Source organism: Flavobacterium rarum (SeqCode) (assembly GCF_965234445.1).
GTDB lineage: Bacteria > Bacteroidota > Bacteroidia > Flavobacteriales > Flavobacteriaceae > Flavobacterium > Flavobacterium rarum.
The window spans coordinates 34,384-60,316 of sequence record NZ_OZ248485.1 but is presented as its reverse complement, the minus strand read 5'-3'; the positions used below and the strand labels follow the sequence as shown (position 1 = coordinate 60,316).

At 33.6% G+C, this 25,933-nt stretch carries 25 protein-coding genes; 18 read left to right on the top strand and 7 right to left on the bottom strand.

The window, feature by feature from the left end; genetic code table 11:
- Positions 1 to 39: 39 nt before the first annotated feature.
- A complete protein-coding gene (locus AC8GF4_RS06885) occupies positions 40 to 399 on the bottom strand; it encodes a toxin-antitoxin system YwqK family antitoxin (protein ID WP_506593509.1) in 360 nt (119 codons plus the stop codon).
- Positions 400 to 563: 164 nt separating this feature from the next.
- Entirely contained in the window at positions 564 to 1,562 is a 999-nt protein-coding gene (locus AC8GF4_RS06880) for a TlpA family protein disulfide reductase (protein WP_506593508.1), read from the bottom strand.
- 312 nt (positions 1,563 to 1,874) lie between these two features.
- On the opposite strand from AC8GF4_RS06880, the gene aspS reads away from it, so the two are divergent.
- The 16 genes from aspS (at position 1,875) to AC8GF4_RS06800 (ending at position 17,383) form a co-directional block, all read left to right on the top strand.
- Positions 1,875 to 3,629: an aspartate--tRNA ligase gene (aspS, locus tag AC8GF4_RS06875; protein WP_506593507.1), complete on the top strand. Its 1,755-nt coding sequence runs from the start codon at positions 1,875 to 1,877 to the stop codon at positions 3,627 to 3,629.
- Between the two features lie 109 nt (positions 3,630 to 3,738).
- Entirely contained in the window at positions 3,739 to 3,933 is a 195-nt protein-coding gene (locus AC8GF4_RS06870) for a cold-shock protein (RefSeq protein WP_077378011.1), read from the top strand.
- 238 nt (positions 3,934 to 4,171) lie between these two features.
- The gene (locus tag AC8GF4_RS06865; RefSeq protein ID WP_506593506.1) at positions 4,172 to 4,537 is read left to right on the top strand and encodes an NADH-quinone oxidoreductase subunit A; all 366 of its coding nucleotides are present in this window, start codon (positions 4,172 to 4,174) and stop codon (positions 4,535 to 4,537) included.
- A 184-nt stretch (positions 4,538 to 4,721) separates the two neighbouring features.
- Positions 4,722 to 5,270: an NADH-quinone oxidoreductase subunit B gene (locus AC8GF4_RS06860; RefSeq protein ID WP_506593505.1), complete on the top strand. Its 549-nt coding sequence runs from the start codon at positions 4,722 to 4,724 to the stop codon at positions 5,268 to 5,270.
- Between the two features lie 5 nt (positions 5,271 to 5,275).
- Positions 5,276 to 5,797 carry an NADH-quinone oxidoreductase subunit C gene (locus AC8GF4_RS06855; protein WP_506593504.1) on the top strand — a complete coding sequence of 174 codons (522 nt, stop codon included), beginning with the start codon at positions 5,276 to 5,278 and terminating at the stop codon, positions 5,795 to 5,797.
- A 34-nt stretch (positions 5,798 to 5,831) separates the two neighbouring features.
- Positions 5,832 to 7,070: an NADH-quinone oxidoreductase subunit D gene (locus tag AC8GF4_RS06850; protein WP_506593503.1), complete on the top strand. Its 1,239-nt coding sequence runs from the start codon at positions 5,832 to 5,834 to the stop codon at positions 7,068 to 7,070.
- A gap of 3 nt (positions 7,071 to 7,073) precedes the next feature.
- The gene (locus tag AC8GF4_RS06845) at positions 7,074 to 7,604 is read left to right on the top strand and encodes a complex I 24 kDa subunit family protein (RefSeq protein WP_506593502.1); all 531 of its coding nucleotides are present in this window, start codon (positions 7,074 to 7,076) and stop codon (positions 7,602 to 7,604) included.
- A 1-nt stretch (position 7,605) separates the two neighbouring features.
- Positions 7,606 to 8,973, top strand: a complete 1,368-nt coding sequence (gene nuoF, locus AC8GF4_RS06840) for an NADH-quinone oxidoreductase subunit NuoF (RefSeq protein ID WP_506593501.1) — start codon at positions 7,606 to 7,608, stop codon at positions 8,971 to 8,973.
- A gap of 85 nt (positions 8,974 to 9,058) precedes the next feature.
- Entirely contained in the window at positions 9,059 to 10,090 is a 1,032-nt protein-coding gene (locus tag AC8GF4_RS06835) for an NADH-quinone oxidoreductase subunit G (protein WP_506593500.1), read from the top strand.
- 3 nt (positions 10,091 to 10,093) lie between these two features.
- Positions 10,094 to 11,146, top strand: a complete 1,053-nt coding sequence (nuoH, locus tag AC8GF4_RS06830) for an NADH-quinone oxidoreductase subunit NuoH (protein WP_506593499.1) — start codon at positions 10,094 to 10,096, stop codon at positions 11,144 to 11,146.
- Positions 11,147 to 11,270: 124 nt separating this feature from the next.
- Positions 11,271 to 11,816 carry a NuoI/complex I 23 kDa subunit family protein gene (locus AC8GF4_RS06825; protein WP_506593498.1) on the top strand — a complete coding sequence of 182 codons (546 nt, stop codon included), beginning with the start codon at positions 11,271 to 11,273 and terminating at the stop codon, positions 11,814 to 11,816.
- A complete protein-coding gene (locus AC8GF4_RS06820; protein ID WP_315148969.1) occupies positions 11,816 to 12,325 on the top strand; it encodes an NADH-quinone oxidoreductase subunit J family protein in 510 nt (169 codons plus the stop codon). The genes AC8GF4_RS06825 and AC8GF4_RS06820 overlap by 1 nt, the downstream gene beginning before the upstream one ends.
- Positions 12,325 to 12,645, top strand: a complete 321-nt coding sequence (nuoK, locus tag AC8GF4_RS06815) for an NADH-quinone oxidoreductase subunit NuoK (protein WP_100432422.1) — start codon at positions 12,325 to 12,327, stop codon at positions 12,643 to 12,645. The genes AC8GF4_RS06820 and nuoK overlap by 1 nt, the downstream gene beginning before the upstream one ends.
- A 6-nt stretch (positions 12,646 to 12,651) precedes the next feature.
- Positions 12,652 to 14,541, top strand: a complete 1,890-nt coding sequence (nuoL, locus tag AC8GF4_RS06810) for an NADH-quinone oxidoreductase subunit L (RefSeq protein WP_506593497.1) — start codon at positions 12,652 to 12,654, stop codon at positions 14,539 to 14,541.
- Positions 14,542 to 14,550: 9 nt separating this feature from the next.
- Positions 14,551 to 15,993, top strand: a complete 1,443-nt coding sequence (locus AC8GF4_RS06805) for a complex I subunit 4 family protein (RefSeq protein ID WP_506593496.1) — start codon at positions 14,551 to 14,553, stop codon at positions 15,991 to 15,993.
- A gap of 19 nt (positions 15,994 to 16,012) precedes the next feature.
- Complete coding sequence (locus AC8GF4_RS06800; protein WP_506593495.1) at positions 16,013 to 17,383, top strand: NADH-quinone oxidoreductase subunit N; 1,371 nt, start codon at positions 16,013 to 16,015, stop codon at positions 17,381 to 17,383.
- 366 nt (positions 17,384 to 17,749) lie between these two features.
- Here the strand turns inward: AC8GF4_RS06800 and AC8GF4_RS06795 are convergent, their stop codons facing one another.
- Positions 17,750 to 19,012, bottom strand: coding sequence for a tetratricopeptide repeat protein (locus AC8GF4_RS06795; RefSeq protein WP_506593494.1), 1,263 nt, complete (start codon positions 19,010 to 19,012; stop codon positions 17,750 to 17,752).
- A 383-nt stretch (positions 19,013 to 19,395) separates the two neighbouring features.
- Here AC8GF4_RS06795 and AC8GF4_RS06790 point away from each other — a divergent pair, with 383 nt between their 5' ends.
- Both AC8GF4_RS06790 and AC8GF4_RS06785 read left to right on the top strand, forming a co-directional pair.
- Positions 19,396 to 19,827 (top strand): ArsR/SmtB family transcription factor, encoded by a 432-nt coding sequence (locus AC8GF4_RS06790; protein ID WP_506593493.1) that lies wholly within the window; start codon positions 19,396 to 19,398, stop codon positions 19,825 to 19,827.
- 93 nt (positions 19,828 to 19,920) lie between these two features.
- Positions 19,921 to 20,637, top strand: a complete 717-nt coding sequence (locus tag AC8GF4_RS06785) for a DsbA family oxidoreductase (protein WP_506593492.1) — start codon at positions 19,921 to 19,923, stop codon at positions 20,635 to 20,637.
- A gap of 72 nt (positions 20,638 to 20,709) precedes the next feature.
- Here AC8GF4_RS06785 and AC8GF4_RS06780 read toward each other — a convergent pair whose 3' ends face one another.
- The 4 genes from AC8GF4_RS06780 to galK form a co-directional block, all read right to left on the bottom strand.
- Positions 20,710 to 22,398 (bottom strand): sodium/sugar symporter, encoded by a 1,689-nt coding sequence (locus AC8GF4_RS06780; RefSeq protein WP_506593491.1) that lies wholly within the window; start codon positions 22,396 to 22,398, stop codon positions 20,710 to 20,712.
- 66 nt (positions 22,399 to 22,464) lie between these two features.
- A complete protein-coding gene (galE, locus tag AC8GF4_RS06775; protein ID WP_506593490.1) occupies positions 22,465 to 23,481 on the bottom strand; it encodes a UDP-glucose 4-epimerase GalE in 1,017 nt (338 codons plus the stop codon).
- Positions 23,482 to 23,484: 3 nt separating this feature from the next.
- Entirely contained in the window at positions 23,485 to 24,534 is a 1,050-nt protein-coding gene (locus AC8GF4_RS06770) for a UDP-glucose--hexose-1-phosphate uridylyltransferase (protein ID WP_506593489.1), read from the bottom strand.
- Positions 24,535 to 24,740: 206 nt separating this feature from the next.
- Positions 24,741 to 25,913 (bottom strand): galactokinase, encoded by a 1,173-nt coding sequence (gene galK, locus AC8GF4_RS06765; RefSeq protein ID WP_506593488.1) that lies wholly within the window; start codon positions 25,911 to 25,913, stop codon positions 24,741 to 24,743.
- Positions 25,914 to 25,933 lie beyond the last annotated feature (20 nt).

Below are 25,933 nucleotides of genomic sequence, written 5' to 3'. Positions count from 1 at the left end.
GACTTTCTCCTTTTCTTAAATTAACTATTTAACCTATTACTAGTTTGAAGTTGCAAAGGCATCTTGTCTCCAGTTTTTTACTTTCTCCACTTTATTTGCAGTAAAATCTACTTCACAAAGGCTGCTTTTTTGAGAATCTTTGGTCCAGAAAAACCATTTACCCGTTTTCACTCCATCAACGTATTCTCCTGAAGCTGTTTTATCTCCATCTTCATTATAAGTAACCCATATTCCGTCCAATTTTCCATTTACAAAATACCCTTCTTGTTGCACCTGTCCATTTTCATAAAAATACGTAGCTTTTATTTTTTTTCCAAAAGGCTCCAAAACTGGTTTTGAATCTTGTGCATAAATAACTCCTGAGAATAATACTGCTACTAAAATTACAATCTTTTTCATATCGTTAGTTTTTAATTGTTTATATCTTATATGTCAAATTTAGAAACAAAATTTACAATAAAAAAACTTTTTGGTAACAATTTGATAACATAGACAAAAGCTTAACATTGGAAATAAAAAAAGCCAATACTTTCGCATTGACTTTTGATATATTTTCATTTTATTTAATTTAATAAAACATCTAACTCTTTTACTAAATCTTCAGAAGAAGGTCTTGATGCATCCGCTTTTACTATGTTTCCCTTTGGATCAATTAATATAAATCTGGGAATCCCTGTAATCTTGTAATCTTGAACAAATTTAGAATTCCAATCATTATCCGCAAAAACTTGTACACCTCCTAATTCTTTCTCTTTAATCATTGCTCGCCATTTTTCTTGATCTTTTTGTTTATCAATTGAGATACTTACAAATACAATATTCTTTCCATGATATTTTTCTTCTACTTTTTTTAAGAACGGAATTTCTTGCCGACAAGGTCCACACCAAGTTGCCCAAACATCAATATACACGTACTTCCCTTTAAAATCTTCTAGCTTAGTTTGACCACCTGCATAATTCAAATAATCAAATGAAGGTGAAGGAGAGTTGTTCAACTTATTACTTTCTTGCATTTGCTCATAATATTTAGTCAAACCAAAAAGAGACTGCTCAATTTCCATTTTTTGTACTGTTACAAACTTAGGATCCAATTTACTCTTATTTAGTTTCAACAAACTAGCCGAAACTTTCTCTTTTGAAAGTCGTATAAAAACCTCTGGACTAGACGCCAACAAACCATTATAATCAAACTTTGAATCTGAAATTGTCTTTTGAGCTAAAAAATTATTCTCAGGGGAGCCTTTCCCTGTATAAAGAATAGAAGCATCAAAATCTTTAGCATCCATTTTTAATTTTAAATCATAGCCGTTTTTTAGATATAAACTCGTGTATTCTACTCCATCAAAAAGCAAATAGGGACCTTCTTCAATTTTAAGAGTATCCCTAAAAACTCCATTTTTATCAATTTCAATTTTTTTAATGATTTTTTGATCTTGTCTAATGAAGATAAAATCTCCATTTCTATTGGCTATTTCAGCTTGAAAAGTAACATAGTTCTTATCTTGAGCATTAATTATAAAAGAGACCACAAAAGCGAATAATACAAACACAACTTTTTTCATAAATTTTTTGATTACATATTGGATTATCAAATCTAAACCTAAAAAGATAAAGCATTTTAAAAATTAACAAAAAATTAATTGTATTGAAGTTGAAAGGTTTCCAATATTATTTAATTTTTGTGTTTAGTAAATATTTCAAAATAAATAATGCAATTAGTCTCGTTCTTTTGCCCTTTTTCTGAGTTAAAAAATCTTTCAATAGCCCTGCTATTCAAAGATTTTTTGCCTTAAAAAAAACCAAAATAACTTCGTGAATTTATGCATGCTTTATTTCAAAACCTTTACTTACTTTTGTACCCAAAAATAAAAAACATGTACAGAAGTCATAATTGCGGCGAATTAAACGCCTCTCACATCAATACAGAAGTTACTCTTGCCGGTTGGGTTCAAAAATCAAGAGACAAAGGATTTATGAATTGGGTCGATTTACGCGATCGTTACGGAATTACTCAATTGATTTTTGACGAAAGTCGTTCTATTGCAGCAGTTTTTGAAGCTGCTAAAACACTTGGGAGGGAATTTGTTATCCAAGTAAAAGGGACTGTTATTGAGCGTGAAGCCAAAAACAAAAACATTCCAACTGGTGAAATAGAAATATTAGTTACTGAACTTACTATACTGAATGCTTCATTGACTCCACCTTTTACCATTGAAGATGAAACAGATGGCGGTGAAGACATCCGAATGAAATACCGTTACCTAGACATTCGAAGAAATCCAGTAAAAAATAGTTTGCTTTTCCGCCATAAAGTGGCAATGGAAGTTCGTAAATATTTATCTGATTTAGATTTTTGCGAAGTAGAAACGCCTTACTTAATCAAATCTACTCCAGAAGGGGCTAGAGATTTCGTTGTTCCTTCTCGAATGAATCCAGGACAGTTTTATGCTTTACCACAATCTCCACAAACCTTCAAGCAACTATTGATGGTGGGTGGAATGGATAAATATTTCCAAATCGTAAAGTGTTTCCGTGACGAAGATTTACGCGCAGACAGACAACCCGAGTTTACACAAATCGATTGCGAAATGGCTTTTGTGGAGCAAGAAGATATTTTGAACGTATTTGAAGGTTTGACCAGACATTTATTAAAAGAAATAAAAGGCATTGAAGTTGATAAATTCCCAAGAATTACCTACGATTATGCTATGAAAACATACGGAAATGACAAACCGGACATTCGTTTCGGAATGGAATTTGGCGAATTGAACGAATTTGCACAACACAAAGATTTTCCTGTTTTCAATGCTGCCGAATTGGTAGTTGGAATTGCTGTTCCAGGAGCTGGAAATTATACCCGTAAAGAAATTGATGCCTTAATTGACTGGGTAAAACGTCCACAAGTAGGTGCCAGCGGAATGGTTTATGCAAAATGCAACGAAGACGGAACATACAAATCCTCTGTAGATAAATTCTACGATCAGGAAGATCTAACCAATTGGGCAAAAACCACAGGAGCCAAAGCTGGAGATATGATTTTTGTGCTTTCTGGTCCAGCTGATAAAACAAGAGCGCAATTAAGTGCTTTACGTATGGAACTAGCCACACGCTTGGGATTAAGAAACCCTGCCGAATTTGCACCACTTTGGGTTGTTGATTTTCCATTATTGGAATTTGACGAAGAAAGCGGACGATACCATGCAATGCACCATCCATTTACCTCTCCAAAACCAGAAGACATGCACCTGTTGGAAACCAATCCAGGAAAAGTTCGTGCCAATGCCTATGATATGGTTTTGAACGGAAATGAAATTGGAGGTGGATCTATCCGTATTCATGACAAAGCGACACAACAATTAATGTTCAAATATTTAGGATTTACAGAAGAAGAAGCCAAAGCACAATTTGGATTCTTAATGGATGCCTTTCAGTTTGGAGCGCCTCCACATGGTGGTTTAGCTTTTGGATTGGATCGTTTAGTTGCCATTTTAGGTGGACAAGAAACCATTCGTGATTTCATAGCATTTCCTAAAAATAATTCGGGTCGTGATGTAATGATTGACGCACCATCTATTATTGATGAATCCCAATTAAAGGAATTACATATTAAATTAAATACAACAATTTAATTGAAAACGTTGAATATCAATATTTTTAGAAAAAAAATATTGTAAGAATGACTTTCGTATTATATTAAAGATTACATTTGCGACATTATAAATTATTATTACTATTACAATGCGTACAGGTACAGTTAAATTTTTCAATGAATCTAAAGGTTACGGATTCATTACAGACGAAGAAACAGGAAAAGACATTTTTGTTCATGCATCAGGAATCAACGCGGAAGAATTACGCGAAGGTGACAGAGTAAGCTATGAAGAAGAAGAAGGAAGAAAAGGGAAAGTTGCTGCTAAAGTAGCAGTTCTTTAAGTCTAAAATAGGCAACTATTTTTGGCGAAAACCGTCTAAAAAACGTTTCGATTTATTTCGAAACGTTTTTTTTTGCATTAAACTCATTTAAATCACTTTCAAATATCATTTTATTTATAATCGTTAAAAATAATAAGAATTTCTAATTTTTTATTGCACTAATTATGAATTTGGACTTGTGATTTACCCACACTAAAGCTATCTTTGTTGCTTATTTTAAAGTAAAACAAGTAATATTATGCAATCTGAACAATTAAATTACATTCCTGTGTTTATGCAGCTTATTTTGGCTGTAGGATTTGTCGTAAGTATGATAATAATTTCGGGCAAACTTGGACCAAAAAGATCATCTGTAAACAAAGATAAAAATTTTGAATGCGGTATTGAATCAGTGGGTAATGCAAGGATTCCATTTTCTGTTAAGTATTTCTTAGTGGCTATATTATTTGTACTTTTTGATGTAGAAGTAATATTTTTGTACCCTTGGGCCGTGAATTTCAAAGAGTTAGGAGTTGAAGGAATGATAAAAATGATTATCTTTATGATGTTGCTTTTAGTTGGTTTTTTCTACATCATCAAAAAGAAAGCTTTGGAGTGGGAATAACCCCCTATCCTTAATGGGAATAATGAAATAATAGTTTTTAGTTTATCATAAAAGAGAAAATTTAAAACTTGAGATTTAAGATTTAGTATTTTACAAAAAAGAATAAAATTTATTTTTTACAATGATGGTTTTAGTTTACGATTCCAAAGAATCAAAAATCTAAAATCTAATATCTAAAATTAAAATGAGCGATTCAAATATAAATATGGTTGCCCCTCCAGAAGGTGTTGTTGGCGAAGGCTTTTTTGCAACAAAGTTAAACGACGTTGTTGGATTAGCACGTGCCAATTCACTTTGGCCTTTACCTTTTGCTACGTCTTGTTGTGGAATCGAATTTATGGCAACAATGGCATCACATTATGATTTAGCACGTTTTGGTTCTGAAAGAGTTAGTTTTTCTCCTCGCCAGGCAGATATGTTGATGGTTATGGGTACAATTTCAAAAAAAATGGCGCCAATTTTACGCCAAGTCTATGAACAAATGGCAGAACCTCGTTGGGTAATTGCCGTTGGAGCTTGCGCTTCATCAGGAGGAATCTTCGATACCTATTCTGTTTTACAAGGAATCGACAAAGTTATCCCCGTAGACGTTTATGTTCCAGGTTGTCCACCTCGTCCAGAACAAATTGTTGACGGCGTAATGAAACTACAAGAATTAGTACGTAGCGAGTCTGTAAGAAGAAGAAGTTCACCTGAGTACCAAGAATTATTGGCATCTTATAACATTCAATAAGTAAAATGGCTTTAGAAACATCAGAAATTCAAGAGAAGTTAATTGAGACATTAGGTTCAACTGTTTTCAACTTCAATCAAGAAAGAGACATCTTCTCTTTTGAAGTAGATTCAGATAAAATTACAGCAACTATTCTTTTTTTAAAAAATGACCCAATTTTACGTTTTCATTTTTTAACCGATTTATGCGGAGTTCACTATCCAGACAACGAAACAGAAAGACAATTTGCCGTAGTATACCATTTACACAATTGGTACGAAAACAAAAGAATTAAAGTTAAAGCTTTTATAAACGGTACAAATCCGGAAATAAAAACGATTTCAAATATTTTCTTAAGTTCCAATTGGATGGAAAGAGAAACCTATGATTTCTATGGAATCAATTTTATTGGACATCCACAATTGAAACGTATTTTGAATATGGACGAGATGATTTCATTCCCTATGCGTAAAGAATTTCCAATGGAAGACAGCGGAAGAACAGACAAAGACGACAGGTATTTTGGAAGAACAACCATCAACCAATAGCTAAAAAATAAATATAATTTTTCACATTAGATAAATGTCAGAACTATTATTACCACCAGAGCATCGCTATGCTAAAATAATCAAAGAGAGGCACAATGAAGATGGAAGCGAGCTTTCCATTCTGAATTTAGGTCCAACACATCCTGCTACGCATGGTATTTTTCAAAATATCTTGTTGATGGATGGTGAAAAAATTCTGGAAGCGGAACCAACTATTGGTTACATCCACAGAGCTTTCGAAAAAATTGCAGAAAACCGTCCTTTTTACCAAATCACTCCACTTACAGACAGAATGAACTACTGTTCTTCTCCAATCAACAATTTAGGTTGGTGGATGACATTAGAAAAATTGTTAGACATTGAGGTTCCAAAAAGAGCGCAATATTTAAGAGTTATTGTAATGGAATTGGCGCGTATCACAGATCACTTGATTTGCAATTCGATTTTAGGAGTTGATACTGGAGCTTACACCGGTTTTCTATATGTGTTTCAATTTAGAGAGAAAGTTTACGAAATCTACGAAGAAATTTGCGGTGCCCGTTTGACAACAAATATGGGTAGAATTGGTGGTTTCGAAAGAGACTGGTCACCAAAAGCATTTGAATTATTAGAGGTGTTTTTAAAAGATTTCCCAATTGCTTGGAAAGAATTTGAAAACTTATTCGAAAGAAATAGGATTTTTATAGACCGTACTGTAAATGTTGGAGCTATATCTGCTGAAAAAGCAATGGCTTATGGATTTACAGGTCCAAATTTACGTGCTGCAGGAGTTGACTACGATGTTCGAGTAGCACAACCATACAGTTCTTACGAAGATTTTGACTTCATTGTTCCTGTAGGAAAATCTGGAGATACTTACGACCGCTTTTGTGTTCGAAATGCAGAAGTTTGGGAAAGTTTAAGTATAATCCGTCAAGCATTAAATAAAATGCCAGAAGGAAATGAATACCACGCTGAAGTTCCAGAATATTACCTTCCTCCTAAAGAAGACGTTTACACCAATATGGAATCTTTAATATACCATTTCAAAATTGTAATGGGTGAAGTTCCTGTTCCAGTTGCAGAAATTTATCATCCTGTTGAAGGAGGAAATGGAGAATTGGGTTTTTATTTAATTACAGATGGAAGCAGAACTCCTTATAGATTGCATTTCAGAAGACCTTGTTTTATTTATTACCAAGCTTATCCTGACATGATTAAAGGATCGATGCTCTCTGATGCTATTGTTATTTTATCAAGTTTAAATGTTATTGCTGGAGAATTAGACGCATAAATTATGGTACACACACATTACAAACAAGAAATAAACATGACCAGCACCTTGATGTCCCGCATCAATGAACTAATAGGTCATTATCCTGAAGACAAAAGAAAATCAGCTTTACTTCCCGTTTTACACGAAGTTCAAGATGCTCACGACAATTGGTTGAGTATTGAATTACAAGACAAAGTTGCCGAAATTTTACATATCAAGCCTATAGAAGTGTACGAAGTAGTAACTTTTTACACTATGTATAACCAAAAACCTATTGGAAAATACATGTTTGAATTTTGCCAAACTTCACCTTGTTGTTTAAATGGTGTAGAAGATCTAATGGATTACACCTGTGAAAAATTGGGTGTTCCAGTAGGAGAACCTACAGCTGATGGTCTTTTTGAAGTAAGAGGAGTTGAATGTTTGGGTGCTTGTGGTTATGCACCAATGATGCAATTGGGAGATTTCTACAAAGAACATTTGAACAAGGAAAAAATTGACCAACTAATTGCCGATTGTAAAGACGATAAAATAATATTACACGATAAATAAGATGTCACAAAAAATATTATTAGACAAAATCAATATTCCAGGAATTAAAACCTACGAAGTATATCGTCAAAACGGCGGTTATGCATCTGTAGAAAAAGCGTTGAAAACCTTAACTCCGGACGAAGTGGTTGAAGAAGTGAAAACTTCTGGATTACGCGGTCGTGGTGGTGCTGGTTTTCCTGCCGGAATGAAATGGAGTTTTATTGACAAAAAATCTGGAAAACCAAGACATTTGGTTTGCAATGCCGATGAGTCTGAACCTGGAACATTCAAAGACCGTTATTTGATGGAATACATTCCTCACTTATTGATCGAAGGGATGATTACTTCTAGTTATGCATTGGGTGCCAACCTATCATATATCTACATTCGTGGTGAATACATGTGGGTTTATAAAATATTAGAAAGAGCCATAGCCGAAGCAAAAGCAGCCGGTTTTTTAGGAAAAAATATATTGGGTTCTGGATTTGATTTAGAACTTTACGTTCATTGTGGTGCCGGAGCTTATATTTGCGGTGAAGAAACTGCCTTGATTGAATCATTGGAAGGAAAAAGAGGAAATCCTCGTATCAAACCACCATTCCCAGCCGTTTCCGGACTTTGGGCAAATCCAACAGTTGTAAACAACGTAGAAACTATTTCTGCAGTACCTTGGATAGTAAACAAATCAGGAGCAGATTATGCTAAAATCGGTATTGGAAGATCTACAGGAACCAAATTAATCTCAGCTTCAGGGCATATTAAAAATCCTGGTGTTTATGAAATTGAAATGGGATTAAGCGTTTATGAGTTTATGAATTCTGATGAATATTTGGGAGGAATGAGTTCTGATCGTCCATTGAAGGCTTTTGTCCCTGGAGGAAGTTCTGTTCCTGTTTTACCAGCACATTTAATTTATAAAACTGCAGCAGGCGAAGATCGTTTGATGTCATACGAATCCTTAAGTGACGGTGGTTTTGCCACAGGATCGATGTTGGGTTCTGGAGGATTTATCGTTTATAATGACACCTCTTGTATAGTTCGAAATACTTGGAATTTTTCTCGTTTTTACCACCATGAAAGTTGTGGCCAATGTACACCATGTAGAGAAGGTACAGGTTGGATGGAAAAAGTACTACATAGAATCGAAAATGGATACGGACGCGAGGAAGATATCGATTTACTATTGAGTATTCAAAGCAAAATTGAAGGAAACACCATTTGTCCGCTTGGTGATGCAGCAGCTTGGCCGGTAGCGGCGGCGATTCGTCATTTTAGAGAGGAGTTTGAATATCATATTCGTTTCCCTGAAAAAATAAAAAACAGAGATCATTTTGTTGCTGAACCTTTTGAAAAAGTAAAGCACTTAGTTTCTAAAGAAATAGTATAATTTAAAAGTCAGAAGTTGGAAGTTAGAAGTTAGAGGTGGCAACACATTAGATTTTTAAACTTATAAACTTTTAAACATAAATAGAATGAAAGTAACCATAGACGGTCAAGAAATTGAAGTAGAAGCAGGAACAACGATCTTGCAAGCTGCGCGTATGATTGGTGGAGAAGTTGTTCCGCCAGCGATGTGCTATTATTCTAAACTAAAAGGGAGCGGTGGGAAATGCCGTTGTTGTTTAGTTGATGTAACCAAAGGTAGTGACGCAGACCCAAGACCTATGCCGAAATTAATGGCATCTTGTGTAACAGGTTGTCAAGACGGAATGGAAATTGCCAGCAAAGCATCTCCAAGAGTTCAAGAAGCAAGAAAATCGGTGACAGAATTTTTGTTAATTAATCACCCTCTTGATTGTCCAGTTTGCGACCAAGCTGGAGAATGTGATTTGCAAAACTTAAGTTTCGAACACGGAAAATCGGAATCCCGTTTTATTGAAGAAAAAAGAACTTTTGAACCGGAAGATATCGGTCCGAATATTCAATTGCACATGAACCGTTGTATTTTATGTCAACGATGTGTTCAAGTTGCTGATCAATTGACTGATGACAGAGTTCATGGAGTAATGGATCGAGGTGATCATGCGAATATCTCTACTTGTATTTCAAAAGCCATAACGAATGAGTTTTCTGGAAATATGATTGATGTGTGTCCAGTTGGAGCGTTGACTGATAAAACTTTTAGATTCAAATCTAGAGTTTGGTTTAACAAACCTTATAATGCGCATAGAGAATGTACTACTCCTGGATGTTGTGGCAAAACAACAGTTTGGATGTTTGGAGGTGAAATACAACGTGTAACTGGTCGTAAAGATGAATTTCACGAAGTAGAGGAATTCATTTGCAACACGTGTCGTTTTGACAAAAAAGAAGTTACTGACTGGGTAATTGAAGGACCTCGTAAATTTGAAAAAGATTCGGTTATTAATCAGAATAATTATACTCAAAAATTAGAAAAAGTTGAAATTGCTACTGAGAAAAACATACTTTTGGGTAGAGATGAAGACAGAAAAAAAATTAGTATGTCTGCCAATCCATTGGAATCTAACACTCAAAAATCGTAAGAAATGGAAAGTACATTTATTATAGAAAAAAGTGTAGTTATTGTAGTGGTTTTTGCCCTTACTATGTTGATGGCTATGTATTCTACATGGGCAGAACGTAAAGTAGCCGCTTGGCTGCAAGACAGAATTGGACCTAACAGAGCAGGACCATTTGGATTATTTCAACCACTTGCTGATGGTTTAAAATTATTTTCGAAGGAAGAATTTGAACCAAACACTCCCAATAAATTTTTATTTGTAGTTGGACCAGCTATAGCAATGAGTACTGCATTAATGACAAGTGCTGTTATCCCTTGGGGAGACAAACTACATTTATTTGGCAGAGATATTCTATTGCAAGCAACTGATATTAATATTGGAATATTATACATTTTTGGAGTTGTTTCTCTAGGAGTTTATGGAATTATGATTGGTGGTTGGGCTTCAAACAACAAGTTTTCTTTGATCAGTTCAATTCGAGCTGCTTCGCAAATGGTTTCTTATGAAGTTGCTATGGGATTGTCGATAATCGCTTTGATTATGATGACAGGAACCTTGAGCCTTAGAGAAATCTCCATGCAACAATCAGAATGGCATTGGAATGTATTGTACCAACCGTTAACCTTTTTGATTTTCTTGATTTGTTCCTTTGCTGAATTAAACAGAACGCCTTTTGATTTGGCGGAATGTGAATCGGAATTAATTGGTGGATATCACACAGAATATTCTTCTATGAAAATGGGATTCTACTTATTTGCTGAATATGCAAATATGTTTGTTTCCTCAACCATTTTGGCTGTATTGTTCTTTGGTGGATACAATTATCCTGGAATGGGATGGGTATTGGAAAACTGGGGCGTAAATGTTGCCAACGTAATAGGAATGGCTGTGTTGTTTACCAAACTTTGCGGTTTCATTTTCTTTATCATGTGGGTTCGTTGGACAATACCAAGATTTAGATACGATCAATTAATGCATTTGGGATGGAGAATATTGATTCCACTTGCAATTATCAATATAATGATTACTGGAGTTGTGCTTTTGAGAAGTGAAATAGCTGTTTATTTCGGATTTTAAAAAAACCAAATCACAATGTTAACGGGGACTAGCCCTGATAGAAGTGGAAATCCTTTTATGTTTTTCTTTAAAACATAAAAGATTGCAACGGATAGCAGGATTAGCTACAAATAAAAAATATAAAATGTCAATAGAAACTATATCCTTATCAGGAAGAAAAAAAATGGTCTCCAACAAGGAGATGACTTTTTTGGAACGCATGTATCTGGTTGCGATTGTGAAAGGTTTAATCATTACGCTGAAGCATTTATTCAGAAAAAAAGTAACGGTTCAATATCCGGAACAAGTTCGTGTGATGAGTCCTGTGTATCGTGGACAGCACATGTTGAAACGCGACGAACAAGGTAGAGAAAACTGTACCGCCTGCGGGTTGTGTGCGTTATCTTGCCCTGCTGAAGCCATTACAATGAAAGCGGGAGAGCGTAAGGCGAATGAAATGCATTTGTACCGCGAAGAAAAATATGCCGAGATCTATGAAATCAATATGTTAAGATGTATTTTTTGTGGGCTGTGTGAGGAAGCCTGTCCAAAAGATGCTGTCTATTTGACTATTTCAAAAGAATTGGTTCCTTCTAGTTATGAAAGAGAAGATTTTATTTTTGGAAAAGACAAACTGGTTATGCCACTGGAAATGGCTATGAAAAATACTCAACTAAAAAACGCTAACTAATGTCAACAGTACTTATTCTATTTTGCGTATTGTCTGCAATCACATTGCTAACAGCATTTTTAACTATTTTTAGCAGAAATCCAATACATAGCGCTATTTATTTGGTAATTTGTTTTTTCTCTATAGCTGGACATTATTTGTTATTGAACGCTCAGTTTCTGGCCATTGTACATATCATTGTCTATTCTGGAGCAATTATGATTTTATTGTTGTTTACCATCATGTTAATGAATCTTAATGAAGCGGATGAAGTTCATAAGCCGAGATTCACAAGATTGGGCGCAATTGTTTCGTTTTGTTTGGTTTGCTTGGTTTTGATCAAAATCTTTATTGATTCTAAACCAATTGTAGAATACGATTATACGGGCGAGGATTACCAATCCATTAAAGTTTTGGGGAAAGCATTATTGAATGAATATATGGTACCTTTTGAATTTGCTTCTATTTTGTTATTAGTTGCAATGATTGGAACGGTGTTATTGTCTAAAAAAGAAAAATTAGAAAAATAATGAACAATATTTTAACTCAAATTGGTATAGAAAACTATATCTTCCTGTGTGTAACACTATTTTGTATTGGGATTTTCGGAGTTTTATACAGACGAAATGCAATCATTGTATTCATGTCTATTGAAATCATGTTGAATGCCGTTAACTTATTGTTTGTGGCTTTCTCAACCTATCACCAAGACACGCAAGGGCAAGTATTTGTATTTTTCTCTATGGCAGTAGCGGCTGCAGAAGTTGCTGTTGGACTGGCCATATTAGTTTCGATATTTAGAAATATTGGATCAATTAGCATCGATAATTTAAAAAACTTAAAAGGATAAATGGCAATGGATACCAATTTAGCTTTAGTCTTACTCTTAACTCCTTTTTTAGGATTTTTAATTAATGTTTTCTTCGGAAAAAGTATAGGAAAATCTGTTTCAGGAATCATCGGAACTCTTTCGGTAGTGATTTCTTTTATTGTTACGGTTTCCTTTTTTCTACAAATCAATCAAACCAAACAGGCCATTAACATTCAATTATTTGATTGGATTCAGATTAGCAATTTTCATGTAAGTTTTGGTTTTTTACTAGACCAATTATCTGTTTTATGGTTATTGTTTGTAACTGGAATTGGTTCACTAATCCATTTATACTCCATCAGCTATATGCATGATGATGAGAAAATGCATTCATTCTTCGCTTATTTGAATTTGTTTATCTTCTTTATGATTACTCTTGTTGTTGGAAGCAACTTATTGGTAATGTTCATTGGTTGGGAAGGTGTTGGACTTTGTTCGTACTTGTTAATTGGATTTTGGTATAAAAACCAAGCTTTTAATGATGCTGCGAAAAAAGCCTTTATCATGAATAGAATTGGAGATTTAGGATTGCTAATCGGGATTTTCATCTTGGGTAGTATGTTCTCTACTTTGGATTTTGCAACCTTAAAAACGGCTATTGCAGGAGCTACTAATCTTGATACCTTTTGGTTGAGCATCGCTGCTTTTGCATTGTTCATTGGAGCTTGTGGTAAATCGGCTCAAATTCCTTTATATACTTGGTTGCCTGATGCAATGGCTGGTCCTACACCAGTTTCAGCACTAATTCACGCCGCTACGATGGTAACTGCTGGTATCTTTATGATTACTCGATTGAACTTTATTTTTGATTTAACTCCATACGTTCAAAACATAATTGCTATAATTGGTGCTTTAACGGCCTTGGTTGCTGCAACAATTGGTTTAGTTCAAAATGACATTAAAAAAGTATTAGCCTACTCTACTGTATCTCAATTGGGCTTAATGTTTTTGGCTTTGGGATTAGGAGCTTATGAAGTAGCTGTATTTCACGTAATCACTCACGCTTTCTTCAAAGCTTGTTTGTTCTTGGGTTCTGGATCTGTAATTCATGGGTTGCATGGAGAACAAGATATGCGAAAAATGGGTGGATTGAAAAAAGCGATGCCAATTACCTTCTGGACTATGCTTATTGCTTCACTCGCCATTTCGGGTGTACCATTCTTTTCAGGATTTTTCTCTAAGGATGAAATCTTGATGATTGCTTTTCACCATAACATACCGCTTTGGTTCATTGGAACAATTGCTTCAGTAATGACTGCATTCTATATGTTTAGATTAATGTTCTTAACATTCTACAAAGACTTTAGAGGGACAGATGAACAAAAACACCATTTACACGAAAGTCCTTCTTTGATTACCTTCCCTTTAATTGTATTAGCCATTTTGGCTACTGTAGGAGGTTTGATAAGTTTACCTTTCCCTGAATACAATTGGTTAAATGGTTATTTGGCTCCAATTTTTACAAAAGTAACAACAGAAGAGCATACTTTAGGATTCACAGAATACTCTTTAATGGGAATTGCAGTTATTGGTGCACTTTTAGGAATTTTAATTGCTTATAGAAAATACATTCAACAACATTCGATTCCAAGTGAAGATGCACAAATTACTGGATTTTCGAAAGTGCTTTACAACAAATACTATGTTGATGAAGTATATGATATACTATTCGTTAATACAACAAACAGTTTATCAAAATTCTTTAGAGACTATGTTGAAACAGGAATTTCTTCTTTAGTCTTTGGATTAGGAAAAGTAACCAATGAATTAAGTTTTCAAGGTAAAAAATTGCAGAATGGAAGTGTTGGGTTATATTTATTTGCTTTTGTTTTAGGCATGTGTGCCATTGTTTCATTTTTATTTCTAGCTCAATAATCATATACTATGAACGTATCCCTTATATTAATTATCCTTTTAGTTGGCGCATTTGCAACTTATTTAGCTGGTGACAAACTCGCTTCAAAAGTGGCATTGTTTTTTGGATTGGCGGCAGCAGGTTGCTCAATTGTTTTATTAAACCATTATAATTTAGGTGAAAACATCAGCTATATCAGCCAATGGATTACACTACCTAAAGTTTCATTTGCTTTACAAGCGGATGGTTTGTCATTGGCCATGATTTTGTTGACCACAGCCTTAACTGCGATTATCATCTTGTCCTCATTTGGAAATGAATTCAAAAAAGCAAAATCGATTTATTCCTTAATATTGTTTATGTCATTTGCAATGGTTGGAACTTTCTTGGCAAGTGACGGACTTTTATATTACATCTTTTGGGAATTATCTTTGATTCCAATTTACTTTATTGCTTTGATTTGGGGTAATGGAGATGCCGAAGATCGCAAAAAAGCTGTTATTAAGTTTTTTATATACACATTAGCAGGATCTTTATTCATGTTAGTTGCTTTTGTTTATATGTATCAAAAGGCCGGAAGCTTCCTAATTGAAGATTTGTACAAATTAGATTTAAATATTAACGAACAAAAATGGATTTTTACGGCTTTCTTTTTGGCCTATGCCATTAAGATTCCATTAATTCCTTTTCATACTTGGCAGGCAAATGTATACCAAAAAGCGCCTACTGTTGGTACTATGCTTTTGTCTGGTATTATGCTTAAAATGGGATTGTACAGTCTTATCCGCTGGCAATTGCCTTTGGCTCCATTAGCTGCTAAAGAATATATGCACATATTTATTGGTGTTGGTATTGCGGGAGTTATTTATGGTTCAATTGTTGCGTTGAGACAAAAAGATTTGAAAAAATTATTGGCTTATTCTTCACTTGCTCACGTTGGATTGATCGCAGCAGGTACTTATACGTTAACTCTTGATGGATTTAGAGGTGCAGTATTACAAATGATCGCTCACGGTTTTGTGGTTGTAGGTTTGTTTTTTGCGGCTGAAATCATTTTTAGAAGATACGAAACTAGATTAATTTCAGAAATGGGTGGGATTCGTTCACAGTCTCCAAAATTCACTTCAATGTTTTTAATTTTGGTATTGGCTTCTGTAGCTTTGCCGACAACTTTTAACTTCATTGGAGAATTTACAGTACTTTATAGCCTTTCACAAATTAATATTTGGTTTGCCATTTTAGGCGGTACAACTATTATTTTGGGCGCTTATTATATGTTGAAAATGTTCCAACATGTAATGCTAGGAGAAACTAATACTAAAGTTTTTGCCGATGTCACTTTCTCTGAAGGATTGACAATGGTGATTATTATTGCCGTTTTATTCTTCTTCGGAATGTATCCAAAACCAATCAACGATTTGATAACACCAAGTCTTGAGACTATTTTAAACACTATTAATAAATACAATTAAGTAAAAAAGCATAATATAAATGACAACATTAATAGCTATAATAGGATTAGGTGTTTTATGCCTTATATTTGAAATCTTCGATTTTAGAAAAGCGATTATACCAATAACAATTATTGGATTATTAGCCATTCTAGGACTTACTGTTTCTGAATTTAATTCTCCTGCCAGTTACTATAACAATATGATTACAGTGAATAAATTCTCGGTTTCATTTTCGAGTTTATTTATTGTATTAACTATCTTTTTAGTGGCTTTGAGTCATAACTTTTATGACAATCATCAAAGCAAACTTTCTGATTATATCGCTATAAAAATATTCCTTTTGGCTGGAGCTGTTTCTATGGTTTCTTTTGGAAATTTAGCCATGTTCTTTTTAGGTATTGAAATCTTATCTATATCCCTTTATATACTTGCCGCAAGCAATAGAATGAATGTAAAAAGTAACGAAGCCGGAATGAAATATTTCCTGATGGGTTCTTTTGCTTCAGGAATTATTTTGTTTGGAATTTGTATGATATACGGTGCAATGGGATCATTTGACATTAGTGAAATTAGTGATATGTCACAATCTGCAGAGTTACCAATCTGGTTTCCAATCGGAATAGTTTTACTAACGATTGGAATGTTATTTAAAATAGCTGCTGTTCCTTTTCACTTTTGGGCACCAGATGTATATGAAGGTTCCCCAGCTTTGACTACAGCATTGATGAGTACATTGGCAAAAGTTGTAGCAATGGCTACACTTTACAAATTATTATCAAGCATGCACGCAGATTTAAATTATGCTTTCCAAATAGTTATAGTTATTATCTCAATAGCTTCTATGACTGTTGGAAATATTATGGCCTTAAGACAAGTTAATGTGAAACGTATGCTGGCTTTCTCTGGAATTTCACATGCTGGTTTTATGCTGATGACATTATTGAGTTTATCAACTTCGGCAGGAAGCTTATTGTATTATACAACGGCATATTCTTTGGCGGGTATCGCTTCTTTTAGTGTTATCTTATACGTATGTAAAAACAGAGAGAACGAAGACATTGTTAACTTTCATGGTTTAGGAAAAACAAATCCTTTGTTGGCGGCTGTTTTAACTGCATCTTTGCTTTCTATGGCAGGTATTCCAATTTTTGCAGGTTTCTTTGCTAAATTGGTTTTGTTTAGCCAAACGATTCAAGCGGGTTATCTTGTTGTCGTGATATTTGCAGTTATTAATTCAATTATAAGCGTTGGTTACTACTTTAAATTGATCCTAGCGATGTATACCAAAGAACCAAATGAAGTAAGAACAGGAAAACCATTCTTGATTTATGCTGTTGCTGTTGTTGCAATTCTTATGAACATTATTATTGGATTGTTTCCATCACTAGTTTTAGATTTATTAGCATAATAAGTTAATCAACAAATACAAAAAGCCACTAAATAATTAGTGGCTTTTTTGTAGAATCATATTACACTACAAATTAAACTTGATACAATTTAAGCACAACATATCTTGCAGAAAAGATACAATGTTATTGTTTAGGTTAACTAGTACTGAAAATAGCAATTGTAATATTTCAAATATTTTTGAATAATATACTCCTTATTGAGATAATATGACTTTACATTCTTTGCAAAAATAATTTTCACAAAAAAACCATCAATTAAAATAACTGATGATTTTTTACCCTAATCAAATTCAACTTAATACTTATTTCTCAGATAATCATATTTTGTTTATGTGATATTTTTGTCCTTTTCAATATAAATATTTTTAATCGTCACTGGAAGCAAAAGATTGATTTGAATTGTTTTTTGACATATTAACACTAGAAATCAATTGACTTACGCTACTGTTAAATGGATCAATGCTAACTATTTTTTGAAAATAAGGCACGAGCATTTTATTTATTTGCTCATTTTGTATTTTTAGCTCTTCATAACTCTTTTTATTCATAGGTAAAGAACCTAATTCATTCATTTTAGAGGTAATTATGATACTTTTATTTACCAATAATGCTGAAAGATTTACATAAGCTATTAGATTATTTGGATCTAAAGCTATTGCCTTTTTATAATAATACTCAGCAGCTGTATCATACATTTCATTTTGGCATTTTATTCCTAAAGTAATTAATATTTCTGGGTTATTTGGATTTGATTCAATAATGGAAGCTGCCAGTTTATCAAAATAATCGTAATCTTTGGTTTCTAAATACAAATTAGCTTCAATAAAAGCTAAAGATTGATCTAAATAATTTAAATCGCGTGCTTTTTCGATAACTTTCATTGCTTTTTCTTTATAGCCCTTTTGAATATAAAAAAGAACTATACTTTTATAGATTTCAGGTTTTTTTGAACTCAAAACTATTCTAGGTTTTATATGGGAACCACTTTGAATTTTGGAATCTCTTTCGTCCATAGTATCAAAATATTCATCTGTCAAAGTATTGCGATTGAAAGCAATATAAATTGGTATATTTCCAGAGTAATTAATGGTTTTTAATTCTTCAAAACATTTTAAGGACAAATCAGCATCTAAAGCATTTTTGTAACTCACAGCAGCATTGTACAATTGCAATGTGTCTTTTTTATTAATCAAATAAGCTTGAAAAAATTTATTTGAAGACTCACTAAAATTATCAAGAACCAAATCTTCATTTGCACTACTAATAAGATCTTCTTTTATTATATTTAATGATTGAATTGCTTCAGGAGAATATTTATTAGTTTGTGTTTCATTTTCGATCTGTATTAAATCGGTGAAGGCATTTATTGCTTGTGTAAGGAACTTTGAAGAGTTATTTTTTTTGTTGCATATATCTAATAAAGCAGTTCCTTTTGTATAATAAAAATGAATTTTATCTTCGTTTGAAGCGTTTGGTATTAAATATTCAATGGGGGACAAAACAGCAATTACATTTTCTGAATTACCCAATTTTAACTCTTTTTGAGCTTCTTTAATTTGTGCTTTTTGAGCAAAAATTGATGGAATAACCAACAATAAAACTAAAAATTTTCTTAAATAACTTTTCATAATTAGTAGGTTTAAATTAATATATAAAAGGTAAATGCGGGGACATTTATTTAATGAAAAAAAACAGTATAATCCTCTTTTAAAGGCAAATAAACTAAAAATTAAATTTAAATTTGGTTCTGTATTATGGCTCAATACAAATAGATTAAAAATTTCAATTTAATTCCATCAAAGCTATAGAATTATAGAATTTCAAAAACACGTAATTATACGTGAATTAATAAAATATTTTTTTTTTAAAATAGAGGTTCTAAAATTTATAAAAAAAATAAAATGGCTTAATCTGACACTTTTATATCATTAAGTTATATTTAAAAAAAATAAATTTATCCAGAAATAAATTGAGTTAAAATCGAATAACTACGCATTTAAAATAATCAAGTATGGGAATTAGCAAAAACCAAGATTTTGAAGAAGAAATAATTAACATTGCAACATTATGTAGAGCACTTGGACATCCGACACGATTACAAATTATGATATTATTGTGGAGTAAAAGTAATAGAAATTGTGGTGAAATTGTATCTTTAATACCATTGGCACAATCTACAATCTCAAAACACTTATTAGAGTTAAAAAAAGCGGGCTTAATAAACGTTAAAATTAAAGGTAAGAAAACCATTTATTCCATTGAACGAACAAGATTAGTAATTCTAAAAAAATACTTCACTCACTTTCTTTTAAATAAATCATTCTCAAATGATGAAAATCAATTTTATTCGACTATTGATATAAAAATAGAACCAAAACAGAATTTAAAACAATACAACTATCAATTTCCAAATAAAAATAAGGAGGACAATAATTCTGTTTAATTGTTCCCAATATAATCTTAAAAGTAAATACATCGAAATTGTAATTCATAAATTTACATTTTAAATCTTTTGCTTTACCCAAAATTAATATAAATGAAAAATCAATTAAAAATACAAATCTGGTCGGATGTAATGTGTCCGTTTTGTTATATTGGAAAAAGAAGAATTGAAGAAGCACTTTCGCTTTTTGATTATAAAGAATCTGTAGCTATTGAATGGAAAAGTTTTCAATTGGATCCGAGTTTTGTGGCAACACCAAATGAAAGCATCATTGATCATTTGGCAATAAAATATAGTAAAGATTCTGATTGGGCACAAACAATGGTTGATAATATGACTGAAAACGCTAAAAAATCTGGTTTGGATTTTCATTTTGAAAAAGCAGTTTTAGCAAATTCTCAAAATGCACATCGATTGTTGCATTTGGCCAAAAAACATAATTTATCAAACGAATTGGAAGAACTTTTGTTCAAAGCCTATTTGACTGAAGGCAAAGATGTAAATGATTTGAAAACTTTAGAATTATTGGGGCTTGCAGTAGGATTAGAAAAAGAGGCCATTGAAAGTGTTTTACATTCAGATATTTATGCCAATGAGGTAAGACAGGATCAAGAAGAGGCACAATCGATTGGTGTAACGGGTGTTCCCTTCTTTGTATTTGACAATAAATATGCCGTATCTGGTGCACAAGGGACTGATGTGTTTTTGAAAACTTTGGAAAAATCTTGGGAAGAAGGAAATTTTGAAACCAAAATAAAACTTCAAAACACCACTGACGAAAACAGTTGCGGTATTGATGGTTGTGAATAGTAAAATCAAAGAAGATAAAAAAAAGGGAAGCAGTTCATATAAACTGCTTCCTTTTTTTTGACAAACATTATTCTACCAAAAAATAGAATATAAAGCTACTAACAACCCTATTACAATCATAGAACCTACAGCAAAACCATTAGTCACTTTGAACATATTGGTATCTACCTCAAGCCCTTTTACTTTAACGGAACGTTTATGGTCAATTAAACTTATAATTACCATCAATGCTACGCAAATTACAAACACAAAACCCATTCTATCAATAAAAGGAATCTCATACAGCATTGTCTTGTCTTTTTGTTCCACTAAAGAGGCAAAACCAGTACTACTTAAGAATTGTAAATTTATAAATTGAGGCAAGAATTTAAAAATTACTGAAAGTATAAAACCTCCAATTGTAGCAAACATAGCTGCATTCGAACTTGTCTTTTTCCAAAAGAATCCCATAATAAACATGGCAAAAATACCAGGGCTTACAAATCCAGTATATTCTTGTATAAATTCAAACCCACCTTTTTTGTCAATTCCCAAAAATGGAGCAATAATTACAGCGACAAGCATAGCCACAAGCACCGTAATTTTCCCGACACGCACCATTTGTTTTTCAGAAGCATTGGGTCTAATTTTTTTCTTAAAAATATCCAGCGTAAAAATGGTAGAAATACTGTTTACTTTTCCAGCTAATGAAGCCACAACGGCGGCAGTAAGTGCGGCAAAAGACAATCCTTTCAATCCTACTGGCAACAGATTTAACAATACTGGATACGATTTGTCTGGATTTAAAATACCGTCGGACCCTAATAACTCCGTTTGCAATCCACCTTTCATATGAATAACATAAGCCGCAATACCTGGCAATACCACAATAATTGGCATTAACAATTTTAAGAAAGCTGCAAACAAAATACCGCTTCTGGCTGTTTTCAAATCGGCTCCCAATGCTCTTTGCGTAATGTATTGGTTGCATCCCCAATAATTCAAATTCACAATCCACATACCACCAAATAAAACCGTTAATCCAGGCAGACTTGGAAAATTAGGATTGTCTCTATTTAAAATCATTTTGAAGTGATCCCCAGATTGGTCAAACATATAGTTGAAACCTTGTACCATTCCGTGCTGTCCATTCAATTCGGCTACTTTGTCCAATGCCAAATATGTGGTCACCAATCCTCCAAAAATCAAAAAGACCACTTGAATTACATCTGTGTATCCAATTACTTTCATTCCGCCAAGTGCAATTACGATGGCAAAAAACGCTAAGCCATACATGCATAAATCCAATTGAATTCCGGAAATTCCGTTAATCGCTAAAGCTCCTAAATACAGAATTGAAGTCAAATTCACAATCACATACAGCAACAGCCAAAAAACAGCCATAATCATCGCTACGTCACCATTATATCTTTCGCTCAAAAATTGAGGCATTGTATAAATTTTGTTTTTCAAGTAAACAGGAATAAAGAAAACGGCAACAATAATCAGTGTCAAAGCAGCCATCCATTCGTAAGTGGCAATCGCCAGACCCATTTTGAATCCATTTCCAGACATTGCTATAAACTGTTCCGAAGAAATATTAGAAGCAATCAAGGATGTTCCAATCGCCCACCAGGTCAAAGACCCCTCGGCCAAAAAATAATCGTGTGAAGCCGAAACGGATTTTGTTTGCTTGCGTTTGTAAACATAATAGCCATATCCTGCTACTATAAAGAAATACACTAGAAAAACTAGGTAATCGTAAATTTGTAATGTGTTCATTGGTTAAATTTAATGTTTGGTTAATTGCAATTTTATATTATAAAAATCATTCAAGTGTTAATGCTTCTAGCTTCGTATCTTCCGTTCCCATTTCCAGGCACTGTCCATCGCTTCTTCCAAAGTTGAAACCGTTTTCCAACCCAAAACAGTATTGGCTTTGTCTGTATTGGCATATGCCTCAGTTACATCGCCTTCCCTTCTTTCAACAATTTTATAGGCCAATTTTTGATCGCTTACTTTTTCAAAAGCAGTAATCACTTCCAAGACAGAACTTCCAGTACCCGTTCCTAATTTGAAAATTTCAAGTGGTTCGGCATTCTTTTTGTCCAATAATCGTTGCAAAGCAATTACGTGCGCTTTCGCCAAATCGACTACATGAATGTAATCGCGAACACAAGTACCGTCAACTGTTGAATAATCATTTCCATAAACCGATAATTCGGCACGCAAGCCCATTCCCGCTTGAGTAATAAACGGAACTAAATTTTGAGGCACTCCAATAGACAATTCTCCAATTTCAGCAGAAGGATGCGCGCCAATTGGGTTGAAATAACGAAGCAGTATAGCGTTGATACCGCTTACCTTCACAACATCAGAAATAATTTCTTCGCCTATCTGTTTGGTGTAGCCATAAGGAGATAAGGCGGTTTGAATCGGAGTTGTCTCAGCAATAGGCATTAGTTCGGCTTGACCGTATACTGTACAAGAAGAACTAAAGATAAAGTGAGCTGCTGCCTTTTTTTCTAATTCTTGTAAAATGTAAACCAAAGCACCCAAGTTATTTTCATAATACAGCAACGGATTTTTGACGCTTTCACCAACGGCTTTTGAGGCTGCAAAATGAATTACTCCTGCAATATCATTGTGTTCGAGAAAGAAACTTTGCACGGCTAATTTATCTCTTAAGTCGACCGAGGAAAAAAATGGTTTTTCACCCGTAATTCGTTCAATACCGTCCAAAACTTCAATAGAGGAATTCGAAAGATTATCAATAACAACTACTTCAAAACCTTGATTTTGTAATTCGACAACAGTATGCGAACCAATGAAACCTAAACCGCCTGTTACTAATATCTTACTCAATTTTTATTTATTTTTATAATGAACCTCCGGAAGTGCTTTCAATACAGCAGCACTTTTTTCAGGAGTCATATCCCGTTGTGCTTCTCCCATCATTTCATAACCCACCATAAATTTCTTTACCGAAGCCGAACGCAACAAGGGCGGATAAAAATGCATGTGAAATTGCCATTCCAGATGCGGCTCTCCATCCGTTGGAGCTTGATGAATTCCCGAAGAATACGGAAAAGAAGTCTCAAAAATATTATCGTATTTTATCGTTAAACTCTTTAATATGATAGCATAAGCAGAAACTTCATCGTCAGTGAACTCGGTGATTTTTGTGATATGACGTTTACTGATAATCATAGTTTCAAAAGGCCAAATTGCCCAAAAAGGAACCAAAGCAACGAAATGTTCATTCTCAATTACTATGCGTTCATTAAGTTCCAACTCTTCCTTCAAATAATCCAACAAAAGATTGCTTTGATTAATATCGAAATAGGCTTTCAAACTGTTTTGTATTTTCTCCACCTTAGTTGGCAAAGACGATTGTGCCCATATTTGCCCATGCGGGTGTGGATTACTGCATCCCATAATACTTCCTTTATTTTCAAAAATCTGAACGTGATTGATGTAATCTACATTTCCTAAGTCCATGTATTCTTTTTGCCAAGCTCTAATGATAATCTCAATTTCCGGAAGTTGCATTTCTGGTAAAGTCAAATCGTGTCTTGGTGAGAAACAAACCACACTGGCAATACCGCGTTCTGGCTGCGTCTTAAAAAAAGTAGGCTTAGTTTCGGCTTCAAACAAGATAGGATGTTGTTGTACTGCTGCAAAATCGTTCTCAAAAGCAAAACTCGATTCGTACTTCGGATTCTTTTCACCATTTGCACGAACATTCCCAGGACATAAATAACAAGTGGGATCGTATTCTGGAAGAGTATCGGTATTAATTTTTTCATTTTGGCCTTGCCAAGGTCTATTTGCTCTGTGCGGTGACACCAAAACCCATTCGTTTGTTAATGGATTGAGACGTCTGTGCGGGTCTTCGTTTTTATCAAATTTTTTCATTGTTTTCATTTTATAGTTTTGCAACTGGTTATACGGAAAATTTTTTTGACACAAATTTCACTGATTAACATTGATTTTAAATATAATCGAATAATTAATCTGTATTCATTTGTGATATATGTGTCAGTTTTTTTTAAAGTGTGTTAATATATAGGCGAAAAAAAATAGGCATCACGTTTGTTTTATTTCAAATTTTATCTTTATAACTAGAGTATTGGCTTATATAATGATGTGCCGTTTCCTATTTTAACATTATATATTTTTAATTCTATATCAAAAGCCTCTTTATACAACTTCGTAAGTTTTTCTTTTATAGTTTCTTCTTCATCTTTATTAATCAAGTTGATGGTACAGCCTCCAAAACCACCACCCATCATTCGGGAACCAATTACTGCTTTTTCCTGTTTTAAAGTATCAACTATAAAATCCAATTCCTCGCAACTTACCAAATACTCTTTGGACAAACCTTCGTGGGTTTCAAAAAGCAATTTCCCTAAGGCTTCAATATTTCCGTTATCCAAAGCTTCGCAGGCAAGTCTCACACGATTAATTTCTTGAACCACAAAATAGCATCTGTCAAACACATTTGGCGCCATTTTGTCTTTTAATTGAAGCACATGACTATCAGTGCAATCTCTGAAACTGCTAATATATGGAAAGTTACTTTTGATTATCGAAAGACCGTCTTCACATTCTACTCTTCTGGTATTGTAAGCGGAAGAAAAAAGAGAATGCTTCACGTTACTATCGAATAAAATAAGAGAATAATTATTGAAATCGGCGTTGTGGTATTCGTATTCCAATGTCTTGCAGTCAATTTTTATGACTTTGTTTTCTAAACCCATTACGCTCGAAAACTGGTCCATAATCCCGCAATTGATTCCAACCCAATGTTCGGCTTTTTGTCCCATTAGCGCTATATCCACTTTGGGAATAGACAGATTGAAAAGTTCCTTGATTCCGAAAATGGTACCACACTCTAAAGCCGCCGATGATGACAATCCTGAACCAACTGGAATATTACTGCTGAAAACACAATTAAACCCTTCGAAAGAAAAGCCATTATCCTGCAATTGTTTAATTACTCCCAAGATATAATTCGTCCAAACTACTTTGCTCAATGAAATGGTTTGAGTCAAATCGACTTCAAATTCTTCGTTTAAGTCTATTGCAACAATTTTGGATTGCTTCGAATTGTTTTTAGCGAAAGAAAAACAAATAATCTTGTCGATTGCAGCAGGTAAAACGTAGCCGTCATTATAATCGATATGTTCTCCTATGATGTTGATTCTTCCTGGAGAAAGTACAATTTTCTCTGGAGCATTACCAAATTTCTCCTGAAAAAAAGCTGTCGTTTTTTTAATTAATAAATCGTTCATTATTTTGAAATTGTTAAAAT

What these genes read in the sequence shown, in the direction of transcription:
- AC8GF4_RS06865 (WP_506593506.1), top strand. Translation starts at nt 4,172, where the DNA reads ATGCAATCTGAACAATTAAATTACATTCCTGTGTTTATGCAGCTTATT.
- AC8GF4_RS06885 (WP_506593509.1), bottom strand. Translation starts at nt 399, where the DNA reads ATGAAAAAGATTGTAATTTTAGTAGCAGTATTATTCTCAGGAGTTATT.
- AC8GF4_RS06790 (WP_506593493.1), top strand. Translation starts at nt 19,396, where the DNA reads ATGGGAATTAGCAAAAACCAAGATTTTGAAGAAGAAATAATTAACATT.
- nuoK (WP_100432422.1), top strand. Translation starts at nt 12,325, where the DNA reads ATGAACAATATTTTAACTCAAATTGGTATAGAAAACTATATCTTCCTG.
- AC8GF4_RS06780 (WP_506593491.1), bottom strand. Translation starts at nt 22,398, where the DNA reads ATGAACACATTACAAATTTACGATTACCTAGTTTTTCTAGTGTATTTC.
- AC8GF4_RS06825 (WP_506593498.1), top strand. Translation starts at nt 11,271, where the DNA reads ATGTCAATAGAAACTATATCCTTATCAGGAAGAAAAAAAATGGTCTCC.
- AC8GF4_RS06805 (WP_506593496.1), top strand. Translation starts at nt 14,551, where the DNA reads ATGAACGTATCCCTTATATTAATTATCCTTTTAGTTGGCGCATTTGCA.
- AC8GF4_RS06785 (WP_506593492.1), top strand. Translation starts at nt 19,921, where the DNA reads ATGAAAAATCAATTAAAAATACAAATCTGGTCGGATGTAATGTGTCCG.
- AC8GF4_RS06820 (WP_315148969.1), top strand. Translation starts at nt 11,816, where the DNA reads ATGTCAACAGTACTTATTCTATTTTGCGTATTGTCTGCAATCACATTG.
- AC8GF4_RS06880 (WP_506593508.1), bottom strand. Translation starts at nt 1,562, where the DNA reads ATGAAAAAAGTTGTGTTTGTATTATTCGCTTTTGTGGTCTCTTTTATA.
- AC8GF4_RS06870 (WP_077378011.1), top strand. Translation starts at nt 3,739, where the DNA reads ATGCGTACAGGTACAGTTAAATTTTTCAATGAATCTAAAGGTTACGGA.
- AC8GF4_RS06795 (WP_506593494.1), bottom strand. Translation starts at nt 19,012, where the DNA reads ATGAAAAGTTATTTAAGAAAATTTTTAGTTTTATTGTTGGTTATTCCA.
- galK (WP_506593488.1), bottom strand. Translation starts at nt 25,913, where the DNA reads ATGAACGATTTATTAATTAAAAAAACGACAGCTTTTTTTCAGGAGAAA.
- nuoH (WP_506593499.1), top strand. Translation starts at nt 10,094, where the DNA reads ATGGAAAGTACATTTATTATAGAAAAAAGTGTAGTTATTGTAGTGGTT.
- AC8GF4_RS06845 (WP_506593502.1), top strand. Translation starts at nt 7,074, where the DNA reads ATGGTACACACACATTACAAACAAGAAATAAACATGACCAGCACCTTG.
- AC8GF4_RS06770 (WP_506593489.1), bottom strand. Translation starts at nt 24,534, where the DNA reads ATGAAAAAATTTGATAAAAACGAAGACCCGCACAGACGTCTCAATCCA.
- AC8GF4_RS06855 (WP_506593504.1), top strand. Translation starts at nt 5,276, where the DNA reads ATGGCTTTAGAAACATCAGAAATTCAAGAGAAGTTAATTGAGACATTA.
- nuoL (WP_506593497.1), top strand. Translation starts at nt 12,652, where the DNA reads ATGGATACCAATTTAGCTTTAGTCTTACTCTTAACTCCTTTTTTAGGA.
- nuoF (WP_506593501.1), top strand. Translation starts at nt 7,606, where the DNA reads ATGTCACAAAAAATATTATTAGACAAAATCAATATTCCAGGAATTAAA.
- AC8GF4_RS06835 (WP_506593500.1), top strand. Translation starts at nt 9,059, where the DNA reads ATGAAAGTAACCATAGACGGTCAAGAAATTGAAGTAGAAGCAGGAACA.
- aspS (WP_506593507.1), top strand. Translation starts at nt 1,875, where the DNA reads ATGTACAGAAGTCATAATTGCGGCGAATTAAACGCCTCTCACATCAAT.
- AC8GF4_RS06850 (WP_506593503.1), top strand. Translation starts at nt 5,832, where the DNA reads ATGTCAGAACTATTATTACCACCAGAGCATCGCTATGCTAAAATAATC.
- AC8GF4_RS06800 (WP_506593495.1), top strand. Translation starts at nt 16,013, where the DNA reads ATGACAACATTAATAGCTATAATAGGATTAGGTGTTTTATGCCTTATA.
- AC8GF4_RS06860 (WP_506593505.1), top strand. Translation starts at nt 4,722, where the DNA reads ATGAGCGATTCAAATATAAATATGGTTGCCCCTCCAGAAGGTGTTGTT.